Genomic DNA, 12,089 nt, shown 5'->3' with positions numbered 1-12,089 from the left:
GAAAGGACCCCCATGGCAGACACCACCGCGCGGATCGTCCCCCTGCGCGCGGCCGGCACCGCGTTCGTCGTCGAACTCACCGAGCCGGTGCCCAGGGTGCTCCACTGGGGGGCCGACCTCGGTCCGCTGTCCGCCGACGACCTGGCCGCCCTCAGCCTGACCGCCGAGCCCGCCGTCCTCAACAACTCCCTCGACGCGCCCCGCCGATTCACCGTCTGGCCCACCGAGGCGGACGGCTGGGCCGGCACCCCCGCGCACCACGGGCACCTCGACGGCGGCGCCGCCGCCCCCCGGCTGACCACCACCGGCACCGCCGTCCGGCAGGACGCCGAGGGCGGCGAACTCGCCGTCTCCCTCACCGACGCCGCGGCGGGGCTCGATATCACGATCACCTACCGGCTGGCGCCCTCCGGGGTGCTCGCCGTCCGCAGCGAGATCACCCGTCAGCCGGACGCGGACCCGGCCCCGTACGACCTCGCGCAGGTCACCGCGCTGCTCCCGCTGCCCCGCCGGGCCGGCGAGATCCTCGACTTCACCGGCAAGTGGAGCCGCGAACGCTCCCCGCAACGCCGCCTCCTCGCGCACGGCACCCACACCCGCGACGTCCGGCGCGGCAAGCCCGGCCTGGACTCGCCGTACCTCGTCGCCGTCGGCGTACCCGGCTTCGGCTTCCGCGAGGGCGAGGTCTGGGGCCTGCACGTCGCCTGGAGCGGCGACCAGCGCTACCTCGTCGAGCAACTGCCCGAGGGCGCGGGCGTCCACGCCGCCGTGCTCGGCGGCGGGGAACTGCTGCGCGCCGGAGAGGTCCGGCTCGCACCCGGCGACACCCACCGCACGCCCGTCTGCCACTACGCCTGGTCCGGGGCCGGCCTGGACGGCCTCGCCGACCGCTTCCACGCCCTGCTCCGCGACCGCCCCGGCCACCCGCGCCGCCCGCGACCGGTCATCCTCAACAGCTGGGAGGCGGTGTACTTCGACCACGACCCGGAACGCCTCCTGCGGCTCGCCGACCGTGCGGCCGAGGTCGGAGTGGAGCGCTTCGTCCTGGACGACGGCTGGTTCCGCGGCCGCCGCTCCGACCGCGCGGGGCTCGGCGACTGGACGGTCGACCGGGAGGTGTGGCCCGACGGGCTGACGCCGCTCGCCGGCCATGTGCGCTCCCTGGGCATGGAGTTCGGCCTGTGGGTCGAACCCGAGATGGTCAACCTCGACTCGGACCTGGCCCGCGAGCACCCGGACTGGGTCCTCGCCCCCGTGAGCGGCGTCGGCCCCGCGGCCCGGCAGCAGCACGTCCTCGACCTCTCCCACCCCGGCGTCGTCGCCCACCTGCTCGGGGCGCTGGACGCCCTGATCGGGGAGTACGGCATCGCCTACCTCAAGTGGGACCACAACCGCGAGGTGCACGAGGCCGTGAACGGACCGGCCGACCGCCCGGCGGCGCGCGCCCAGGTCGAGGCGCTCTACCGGCTGCTGGACACCCTCCGGGAGCGCCACCCCGCCCTGGAGATCGAGAGCTGCGCCAGCGGCGGCGGCCGCGTCGACCTGGGCATCCTCGCCAGGACCGACCGGGTGTGGGCCTCCGACTGCAACGACCCGGTGGAACGGCAGTCCATCCAGCGGTGGACGGGCCAACTGCTCCCCCCGGAGCTCGTCGGCGCCCACGTGGGTCCCCACCCCAGCCACACCACCGCCCGCGTCAGCTCCGACACCTTCCGCCTTGCCACCGCGCTCTTCGGCCACCCCGGCATCGAGCAGGACATCACCCGCTGCACGCCGGAGGAGCTGGCCCGGCTCACCGCGTGGACCGCCCTGTACCGCGAGGTGCGCCCGCTGCTGCACGGCGGACGCACCGTCCGCGCCGACCTCCCGGACGACGCGACGCTGCTGCACGGCGTCGTCGCCCACGACGGCACGGCCGCGCTGTACTGCTGGGCCCGCGTGGCGACCTCCCCCGAGGGCCAGCCGGGCCGGGTACCGCTGCCCGGCCTCGACCCCGCCCTCCGCTACCGCGTACGCGTCCGCACGGACATCGGCCTGCCCTCCTTCCACCAGAGGAGCGGCCCGGCCTGGCTCACCGAGGCGATCGACGACCGCCTCACCCTCCCCGGCACGCTCCTCACCGCCGCGGGCCTGCCGATGCCGCAGCTCAACCCCGAACAGTCCCTGCTGATCGAGCTGCGCCAAGCCGACTGACCCACCCCGCGCCCCGGGCCCGGATCGCTTCTCGCTCGCCCGTCCCCCTACTCCTCCTCGGCGTCCCCGGGCGCCGGCGCGGCCTGGCGGCCGAGCCAGTACAGGGCCGTGTCCATGTCGCGGGCGGTCCAGCCGTCCGCGACGGGGCCGGAGCGGACGAGGAGGTCGTCGAGGAGGTCCATGTAGCGGCCGTAGCGGCCCGGCGCCGACGTCAACTGGTAGCCCAGCCGCTCCAGGCCGAACTGCGCGCGGCGGTCGTAGACGGCCATCCGGTCCGGTGCGGCGGCGGTGAGCAGTGCCGAGGCCAGTGCGTCGCCGTTGCGGCAGCCGGGCAGGGGGAGCAGGGCCCTGCGGCCCTCGCGGGCGGCCGCGCCGCGCGGGGCCTGCGGGTCGCGGACCGCGTCCACGGCCCCGGACGTGACGGCCCGGACCTCCGCGTCGCGCAGGTTCATCAGCTCGACGACCCACGCGGTGCTCGCCTGCAGCCGCTTCCACACCACCAGCGCGGCGATGTCCGTCTTGCCGAGGCTTCCGGTGTCCCGGGCACGCTCCGCGACCTCCGTCAGCACCTCGTCGTACGCGGCCGGGACGGCGGCGCGGTACGCCTCGCGGGCGGCGGACAGGGTGGACCAGACCCCGTCGGGGAGCGGGGTGAGGGCGGCGGTCGCGGATGCGTTCATACGCCGATGGTGACCCGTCTCGGCCCGCTCCGTGTGCACTTGGCCGCATGTGATCGGTTCCGGTGTGATGTGCCGTCAGGACGGATCAGATCCAGCCACGCGCATGGGCCTCCGACCCGGCCTGGAAGCGCGTGTTCGCGTCCAGCCGTGCCATGAGCGCCGCGATGCGGCGGGTCGCCGTCCGTGTGCTCAAGCCCAGTTGACGGGCGATCGCCTGGTCCTTGAGCCCGGCACGGAGCATCGTCAGCAGCGCGACCTCCTCCGGGGTGGGTCCCTCCCCGCCGGCCGTCCGGGCCGGTGCGCCGATCGGTTCGGCCCTGGCCCAGTACGCCTCGTACAGCTCGATGAGGGCGTCCAGCAGACCGGACGGGTGCACGACGGCGAGGCTGTCGTAGACTCCGCCGACCAGCGGGACGAGGGCCACGCGGCGGTCGATGATGTGCAGCTTGAAGGGGAGGCTGGGCAGCATCCGGGCCTGCTCGCCGAGCGCGGCCATCTCCAGCACCGTCTCGAACCGGCCGGGCCGCTCCATGGACTCCGGGCAGTAGACCGAGCGGATGTCGACTCCGTCGCGCGCCCACGCGGCGGTCGACGCCTTCTCCGCCTCGTTGGTGTGCGGGAGCCCGTCCGCGCGGTCGAGGTAGGGCGGCTTGTCGAGGATCCATATGTGCGTGCTGACCGAGCGGTTGAGCTCGTCGATGCGCGGCGCGACGACATCGCGTCCCGAAAGCACCTCCACCAGGCTGCCCGGGTCGCTGCGCAGCCGTCCGGCCCGGTACTCCTCGGCGAGGTCGTCGACGACCGACCGCACCCCTGCGAAGGCGGCCTCGGCCTCCAGCCGGCGCCGGTCGAGCAGGGCGGTGAGCGCGGTACCGGGCCCGACGGGGCGGAACTCGCCCCGTCCGTCGCGGCGCAGGAGACCGAGCCCGGCCAGCCGTGCCACGGCGTGGCGGACGCGCTCCGGGGAGACTCCGGCCGTTCCGGCGTACTCCTGTGCGTCGAGGCCGGCCCGGTTGAGGAAGGCGCGGTAGACGTCCTCGTCGAACTCGCTGATACCCAGGGCCTGCAGCACGTACGCGCTCCTCGTGATGGCGTGGTCCGCCAGCTGTCCGAAGACGCCACAAGATTATCTGGACATCGAACGGTCGTGGGACGTTCACTTTTGAATCGTTCCTCACACCCGCACCGGGAGCGGCGGTTCCGTACCCGCCCCCGCACACCCCACCGCGCTCCGACGCGCGGTGACGTCCCTGGCCTCTTCCCTCTGGAGGACCGAACGTGACCTCGACGTCACGCATCAGACCGGCCGCCCTGGTGGCGGCCGCCGCCGTCGCACTGGCCCTGTCGTCCGCCGTCCCCTCCCAGGCCGCTCCCGCGGCCGGGCCCGAGCCGGTCCCGGTGGCGGGCCACCTCGTCGCGGGCCGCTACATCGTCACCCTCGCCGACCGGCCGATCGCCGCCTACCGCGGCGGAGTCGACGGCATACCCGGCACCGCCCCCGCGCCGGGCGCCAAGGTCGACCTGGCCGACCCGGACGCCGTGCGCTACCGCGCGCACCTCACCGGCGCCCAGCGCGCCGCGGCGGCCTCGGTGGGCGCGCGGATCAAGAGCCGGTACTCCGTGGTCACCAACGGCTTCACCGCGGACCTGTCCGCCACGCAGGTGGCGGAACTCTCCAAGGCCCCCGGAGTGCTGTCGGTCGCGCCCGACACCCTCAACAAGGTCTCCGACGACCGGAACTCGCAGGACTTCCTCGGGCTCACCGGGCGGCACGGCCTGTGGTCGGCCCTCGGCGGCACCAAGGAGGCCGGCCGCGGTGTCGTCGTCGGCGACATCGACACCGGCATCTGGCCGGAGAGCCGCTCCTTCGCCGCCGCCCCGCTGGGCACCGCGCGGCCCACGTCGAAGGACCCGTACCGCCCCTACCGCAAGGGCGACAAGGTTGTCATGCGGAAGGCGGACGGCGGCACCTTCACCGGAACCTGCCAGGCCGGCGAGGAGTTCACCGTCGGCGCCTGCAACAGCAAGCTGATCAGTGCCCGTTGGTTCGGCGACGCCTGGCTGGCCCAGGTGCCCGCCGAGCGCCGCGCGGACTACGTCTCCGCGCGGGACGGCGAGGGCCACGGCACGCACACCGCCTCCACCGCCGCGGGCGACAGCGGGGTCGACGTCACCGTCGACGGGCGGCACCTCGGCGAGGTCTCCGGTGTCGCGCCGGCCGCCGCGATCGCCGTCTACAAGGCGTTCTGGACCGGCAAGGCGGCCGGCGACAGCGGCGGCATGACCTCCGACATCGTCGCGGCCGTCGACCAGGCGGTCGCCGACGGCGTCGACGTCCTCAACTACTCCGCGGGCTCGGTCATCGAGACCGCGCCGGACTCCCCGGTCCAGGCCGCCTTCCGCACCGCCGCGGCCGCGGGCGTCTTCGTCGCCACCGCCGCCGGCAACTCCGGTCCCGAGGTGTCCTCCGCCGACAACGTCGCCCCGTGGACGACCACGGTGGCCGCGAGCACCCTGGCGCCCTATGAGGCCACCGTGCGCCTCGGCAACGGCGACACCTACGTCGGCGGAAGCACCACCGTCGACTCCCCGCTCGGCCCGAAGCCCCTCGTGCTTGCCGAGAAGGTGAGGAACGCCGCCGCCTCCGCCGGTGACGCCGCGCTGTGCCAGGACGGCACCCTCGACCCGGTGAAGGCCGCCGGCGCGATCGTCGTCTGCGACCGGGGCGTCAACCCGCGTGTGGACAAGTCCCACGAGGTCCAGCGGGCCGGCGGCGTCGGCATGGTCCTGGTCAACGTCAGCGACCTCGACACCGACGGCGACCTGCACGCGGTGCCCACGGTGCACCTCAACACCCCCGGTGCCACCGACGTCCGGGCGTACGCCGCCACCGCCGGGGCCGAGGCGAGCCTGCTCCCGGGCGGCACGACCGGCCAGCCGTACCCGCAGATCGCGCCGTTCTCCTCGCGCGGTCCGTCGACCGTGAACAACGGCGACCTCCTCAAGCCCGACATCGCCGCCCCGGGCGTCGGCATCCTCGCGGCCGTCGCGCCCGCCTCCAACTTCGGCCACGACTACGACTTCATGACCGGCACCTCGATGGCGACCCCGCACATCGCCGGCCTTGCCGCGCTCTACCTGGCCGAGCACCCCTCGTGGTCGCCGATGGCCGTGAAGTCCGCGATGATGACGACCGCCGTCGACACGAAGACGGCGACCGGTGCGAAGAACACCGACCTGTTCGCGCAGGGCGCCGGTGAGGTGCGGCCGGCGGGCATGTTCGCACCGGGCCTGGTCTACGACTCCACCGAGAAGGACTGGCTGGGCTACCTGGAGGGCCTGGGCGTCGACACCGGCAGCGGGGTGAAGGCCGTGGACCCCAGCGACCTCAACTACCCGTCGATCGCCATCGGGCGGATGGTCGGCTCGCAGACCGTGACCCGTACCGTCACGGCCGTGACGCCGGGCACCTACCGGGCCTCGATCTCGGTGCCCGGGGTCAAGGCCACCGTCCACCCCTCCGTACTGCACTTCAGCAGGGCGGGCCAGAAGGCCAGGTTCACCGTCAGCTTCGAGCTGACGACCGGGCGGTCCGGCGAGACCGTCACCGGTGACCTCACCTGGCGGCACGGCCGCACCGGCGTGCGCAGCCCGGTCGTCCTGACCCCGTGGAGCCTGATCGCCCCCGACCAGGTCTCCGGCCCCGCGGGCAGCGGCAGTGTCTCCTTCCAGGTGACGCCGGGCACCACCTCGCTCGCACTGACCCCGCGCGGCCCGGTCGCGGGCACCCCGGTCCGCAACGCGGTGTCCAACGACAAGCCCGAGCAGGACTTCGCCTTCACGGTGCCGGAGGGCACGCAGGCCGGGCAGTTCTTCGTCACGCCCGACAACCCCGAGGCCCGCCTCACCCTGCTGATCGCGTACGACCCGGGCGACGGCCAGGACCCGTACATCGTCGGTGACCTCGCCCTGGACCAGACGCGGCCGGTGGTGAGCCTGCCGAGCATGAAGGCCGGCAAGTACCTGGCCCTCGTCATGACGCTGGGCGGCCAGCCGGAGCTGACGGACTTCCCGTTCTCCTTCCAGGCCAACCTGATCGGCCCGGACAGCACGCCGACGCAGGGCACGTTCACGGTGACACCGCGGAACCCCGCCACGAAGCCCGGCGTCCCGCTGACGCTGACCGCCTCGTGGAGCGGCGTCCCGTCCGGCCGTCCCGCTACCGCCTACATCGGCTACCCGAACGCGGCGGGCACCCTCGTCACCATCGGCTGACGGGCCCCACGCGACGGTGCCGGCCCCCTCGGTGACGAGGGGGCCGGCACCGTTTCGTCATGGCGCCCGGCCGGATCAGGCACGTACGGTCCCCGGCCCCGAGCCCGCGCCCGGCAGGCCTCCCGGCGCCCGGGGCGACCCCGCGGAGGACGGGGCCTCGTAGCCGAGTTCGCCGCGGAGCGCCGCCGCGGCGAAGGCCGCCGCCGAGGCGAGAAGGAGCAGCGCCAGCGGTCCCCAGACCGCCGGGATGGACCACATCGGCCACTCGCCGGCGGCCTGCACCCAGAGCACCACGACGGCCGCGACGCCCATGGGGACGCCGTGCCACCGCACCACCCTCGCCGCGCGCGCGTGCCGCGGCCCCCGCGTGAAGAGCGCCCACAACGCGCCGACGAGCGCCATCAGGCCGGTCGAGAGTCCGGCGAGCGCGCCGACGAGGCGGTCCTCCGGCCACTCCAGGGGCCCGTCGCTCGTCTCCTGCCAGGTTCCCGCGGCGTCCCGCACCTCGACGACCTGCCCCCGCCAGATGAGGCCGACGACCTTGTCGTCCGGCTCCAGCTGCGAGAGCACCGGGCCCGTCCGGCGGAAGGTCAGGTGCCACGGTTTTCCGGAGGGCAGCAGGAAGTCCGCCTCGGGCGACTGCCGCTTGCCGCTGTGGGTGTCCACCGACCGTACGGTGAACCGCTGCTCCCACCGGCACTCCGACACCTCGACCGGTGCCGAGGCGCACGGCGGCGCGGCGCGGAACTCCCGTTCCCGCTCCAGCGCGTCACGCGTGAGGAAGACCATCGCCACCCCGACGGCCAGTGCCGTCACGGCGATCAGCAGCCACACCACGGCCGACGACCTGTTCCGTTCCACCTGTTCCACCGTGTCTCCCCACCCGCGTACGCCTCCCGCACCTCCCATCCGATCATGCCGGGCCGAGGGCCGGCCAGGTCCGCTGCCGGCAGCGGACGCCGCCTCCCCGTTGCCGGTTCGGGGCAACGGGGGAGCGCCGGGGAACGGCAGCGCGGCCGGCCCCCGAGGGGACCGGCCGCGCTGTGTGCGGACGCGGATCAGGCCAGGCCGGTCGCCCGGATCACCGTCTGCGTCACCGTGTTGCCGCGCTTGTCCGAGGCGCGCACGCGCAGCGACAGGAACTCGGCGCGTCGCGGCGCGTCCAGGCGGACCCGGGCGGCGCCGTCCTCCGCGCCGCGCAGCGAGGCCCGGTGCCACGTCCGGCCGTCGTCGTACGAGACCTCCACCGCGTCGGTGCTGACCCGCCCGGCCGACACGCCCGGCAACGGGGAGGCGCTCACCGTGAGTTCGGCGTCGCGCCGCGCGGCGCCGCCCGCATCGGTGCGGATCCCGTAGTCGAGCTGCAGGAGCGGGAGCACCTGCGGGTCGTCCGTGCCCGGCGTCGCGGAGGAGAAGCCCCACTCGGTGCGGGTCGCGGTGGAGTACGGGTACCCCTCCGTCCGCTCGGTGGACGTCACCAGCCGGTACCGGCCGGACGCCGCCGGGACGTCGCCGCCCAGCCAGCCGCCCTCGGTGCGGGTGACGAGGTCGCCGCCCCGGTAGAGCTCGTTCACCTGGGAGGTGGTGCCCGGACCGACCACACCCGCGTGGTCGCGGCCGCCGTCACCCCAGGCCGGGATGGTGACGTCGAGGACGTCGCCGTTGCGCTGCGGCAGCCACTGGCTCTCGTTCATCCGCGGGTGCTCCACGGGCCCGAACCACTGGACGTCGGTGGTGCGCCCGGCCGGGTAGCCGACCAGCCCGGAGAACTGGATCGAGCGGATGCCGTTGGCGGCCTCCTCCATCCAGGTCGCCTCACCCGACGGGGTCACCCAGTCGGTGCGCTCGGCGCCGGCGGACGACAGCCGGGTGCCGCCGACCTTGACACCCAGGTAGGGCTGGATGTCGTAGCGGAACTCGTCGACCTCCGTGCCGGGTTCGTTGCGGAACCCGACGTCGACCCGGGCCAGCCGGTGCTCGGCCGGCGCGTAGCGCTGGGTCTGCGGGATCGTCCCGTGCCAGGTGTGCACCAGGTCGTACAGGTAGTCCGTCTCGGCGTGGCCGACGACCCGCATCGGCACCGAGCCGGAACGGCTGTCCTGGATGCGGCCGATCAGCGTCTCGCCCTCGGTGCGGGAGATGCCGGCGACGACGAGGGTGGTGCGGCGCACGGGCTCGCGCAGCCGGCCGTCCAGGTCGTTCACCACGACCAGCAGGGCGACGCCCGCCTTCTGGGCGTCGGTGATCTGGTCGTCGTCCCCCGTGTAGCGGACCACGGCCACCTTGCCCTTGGCGCCGGCGGACGCGTACTCGGCCGCGGTGCCCTTGCCGGCGAAGACCGCGGGCAGCGTGCCGGTGCCCTCGGCGGGACGGCCGGAACCGGGCTGGAGCCACAGGTCGTCGAAGACCTGGTCACCGGAGGAGAGCGCCAGCAGCGGCTGCTGCATGCGCCAGCGGGCCGTGTACGCCAGGTCGCCGCCGGAGGCCTTCGGCATGGGCAGCGCCCACACGCTGTCGAAGCCGTCGCCGACCGTCGCGGTGTCCGTGATCGCCGGGGACCCGTCCTTGAAGGACTGGTTGAAGTCCATGCGGATGTCGCTGTCCGTGGAGGTCTTCGGCGTGACGACCTCGGTCCTGCGCAGCTTCGTGCCGTCCAGCGTCGTGTCGGTGTCGGCGTTGCCGACCACGACGCCGGTCCTGGCCAGCAGCGCCCGCCCGTAGGAGGACTCGCCGTGGACGCCGCGCACGGCGCCCCAGGTCCAGACGGTGTACGTGCCCGGCGGGACGACGGTGTCGAGCACGCCGTCGAGGTCGGTGTAGAGGGCCTGCGCGTACTCGTCGCCCTTGCGCTGGTACATCACCAGGCCGACCATCGGGTCGCCGGCGCGGTCGGTGACGTGGACGCGCAGGTGGTGGTACTCGTCACGGGTGCTGACCGCGAGCAGGGTGCGCGTGACGGCCTTGCCGTCGACGACGCCCTCGACGTGCCCGGTGAAGCGGGATCCCGCCGGGGCCCGGTCGAGCGTGGTGGTCACGGTGGTGGACGCGGTGCCGTGTGCGGGGACAGTGACCTGACGGTCTGTCACCGTGAAGAGGCCCTCGGGCGCGTCCCCCGCGTCCAGGCGCGGCGTCACGGTGACCGCGGTGTCACCGGAGTTGGCCCATTCCACGGTGCGGGTGACGGTCCCGCCGGCCTCGCCGCCCGGGGGGTGGATGCCGGCGTCGGCGGTGGCCGTGGCCACGAGCGTGCTGCTGGTGGCGGCCACCGCGTCCACGCGGCCGTTGCCGCCGGAGTCCGCGGGGATGTCCGGCGTCGCCACGGAGGTCGAGACCAGGGCGTCCTTGATCCGGGCGCCGTTCCAGTCGGGGTGCTTCGCCGCCACCAGGGCGGCGACGCCCGCCACGTGCGGGGTGGCCATCGACGTGCCGCTGAGGGTGGCGTACGACCCGGTGCCGAAGGGCGCCCACTGCGAGCGGGCCGCCAGGATGTCGACGCCGGGGGCGGTGATCTCCGGCTTCATCGCGTCGTCCCGGAAGCGGGGGCCGCGGCTGGAGAAGTCGGCGATGGCGTCGGAGGAGTCGACGGCGCCGACGGTGAGCGCGGCGTCGGCGGCGCCGGGCGCCGCCACGGTGCCCTCGTACGGGCCCGAGTTGCCGGCGGCTATGGTGAACAGCGTGCCGGTCTCGGCGCTGAGTTCGTTCACCGCCTGGCTCATCGGGTCGGTGCCGTCGGTGGGCTGGTCGCTGCCGAGACTCATGCTGACCACGCGGGCCTTGGCCTCGCGGGCGGCCCACTCCATGCCGCTGATGATCCAGGAGTCGGAACCGCTGCCGGCGTTGCTGAGGACCTTGCCCACGTGCAGCCGCACGCCGGGGGCGACGCCCTTCTCCTTGCCGTCGGAGGCGGCGCCGCTGCCGGCGATGGTGGACGCCACGTGGGTGCCGTGGCCGTGGTGGTCGTCGACGTCCTCGCCGGGCACGAAGCTGCGGGAGTCGGTGACGACGCCGTCGAGGTCGGGGTGCCCGGGGTCGTAGCCCGTGTCGAGGACCGCGACGTCCACACCCTGGCCCGTGTCGCCGCCCGCCCACACGTCGGGGGCGCCGATCTGCGCGACGCTGTCCGCGAGGTCGGCCTTGACCTTGCCGTCCAGCCACACCTTGCGCACGCCGCCGGTGAGGGCGAGGCCGCCGGCTTTCGCCTTCGCGGTGGTCTGCGCGGTGGCCGGGCCGGTCAGGTCGGCCCAGAACTCCGCCGCCTGGTCGTGGTCCTGGGTGGTGGCGGTGCTGTCGATGCTGGTCAGCGCGCGTGCGCCGGTGGCCCCCTCGGGGAGGGCGGGCGCCGCGAGCCTGCGGCGGGCGTCGGAGGAGTAGGTCAGGATGACGGGCAGGCCCTTGGACCGCGCGTCGTCGTAACCGTCCGCGATCAGGCGCGTGACGTTGAAGAGGTCGGTGTCCAGCAGCCCGGCCGCCACGTACCGCTCGGCGGCGAACGGGTAGACGTAGGTGTCGCCTTGCCGCGTGGTGATGCGGGCGTCCGCGCGGTGGCCCCGGGGGCCTTCCACGGTCACGGAGGCGCGGCCGTCGCCGCCGGGTGCGACGGTGACCCGGTCGCCGGTGATGAGGGTGACGGTGCGCGGGGTGGAGCCGGCGGGGGCTCCGCCGGTCACGGTCACGCTGTCCGACGGGGAGCCGGCGGCGGCGTGGTCGCTGGCAGCCGCCGGTGGGATCACCATCAGCACGGCCGCGACACCCGCGACGATCGGCAGGCCGGTTCGGCCTGGGAAGAGCGGTCTCACAGGGGATCCTTCACGTTAGATCCATCCAATGTCCGCCGCATGCTAGCGAGTTAAACGATTCAACGGACCGGTAAACGAGAGACGAACAGCGGCGTCTTTCCGCCTGCTGTCGGGATCACGACAAAATCGGGCCCCGCCCGCCGGT

At 74.2% G+C, this 12,089-nt stretch carries 6 protein-coding genes; 2 read left to right on the top strand and 4 right to left on the bottom strand.

Annotated elements, in window-relative coordinates; all coding sequences use genetic code 11:
- The first annotated feature begins 12 nt into the window (after window positions 1-12).
- Window positions 13-2,193, top strand: coding sequence for an alpha-galactosidase (locus tag CHF15_RS13245; protein WP_089223934.1), 2,181 nt, complete (start codon window positions 13-15; stop codon window positions 2,191-2,193).
- A gap of 47 nt (window positions 2,194-2,240) precedes the next feature.
- Here the strand turns inward: CHF15_RS13245 and CHF15_RS13240 are convergent, their stop codons facing one another.
- Together CHF15_RS13240 and CHF15_RS13235 are read right to left on the bottom strand one after the other, a co-directional pair.
- Window positions 2,241-2,873, bottom strand: a complete 633-nt coding sequence (locus CHF15_RS13240; RefSeq protein WP_089223933.1) for a hypothetical protein — start codon at window positions 2,871-2,873, stop codon at window positions 2,241-2,243.
- Between the two features lie 85 nt (window positions 2,874-2,958).
- Complete coding sequence (locus CHF15_RS13235; RefSeq protein WP_089223932.1) at window positions 2,959-3,945, bottom strand: LuxR C-terminal-related transcriptional regulator; 987 nt, start codon at window positions 3,943-3,945, stop codon at window positions 2,959-2,961.
- Between the two features lie 206 nt (window positions 3,946-4,151).
- Here CHF15_RS13235 and CHF15_RS13230 point away from each other — a divergent pair, with 206 nt between their 5' ends.
- A complete protein-coding gene (locus CHF15_RS13230; protein ID WP_089223931.1) occupies window positions 4,152-7,148 on the top strand; it encodes a S8 family serine peptidase in 2,997 nt (998 codons plus the stop codon).
- A gap of 75 nt (window positions 7,149-7,223) precedes the next feature.
- Here the strand turns inward: CHF15_RS13230 and CHF15_RS13225 are convergent, their stop codons facing one another.
- Complete coding sequence (locus CHF15_RS13225; RefSeq protein WP_179279769.1) at window positions 7,224-8,009, bottom strand: hypothetical protein; 786 nt, start codon at window positions 8,007-8,009, stop codon at window positions 7,224-7,226.
- Window positions 8,010-8,206: 197 nt separating this feature from the next.
- On the bottom strand, window positions 8,207-11,944 hold the full coding sequence (locus CHF15_RS13220; protein WP_089223930.1) for a S8 family serine peptidase: 3,738 nt from the start codon (window positions 11,942-11,944) through the stop codon (window positions 8,207-8,209).
- Window positions 11,945-12,089 lie beyond the last annotated feature (145 nt).

Source organism: Actinacidiphila glaucinigra (genome assembly GCF_900188405.1).
Classification (GTDB): domain Bacteria; phylum Actinomycetota; class Actinomycetes; order Streptomycetales; family Streptomycetaceae; genus Actinacidiphila; species Actinacidiphila glaucinigra.
The sequence above is the reverse complement of the archived record's forward strand: the minus strand, read 5'-3'. Positions and strand labels throughout refer to the sequence as shown.

Bases quoted from the DNA above. Each gene is read 5' to 3' on its own strand.
- CHF15_RS13245 (WP_089223934.1), top strand. From the start codon at position 13: ATGGCAGACACCACCGCGCGGATCGTCCCCCTGCGCGCGGCCGGCACC.
- CHF15_RS13240 (WP_089223933.1), bottom strand. From the start codon at position 2,873: ATGAACGCATCCGCGACCGCCGCCCTCACCCCGCTCCCCGACGGGGTC.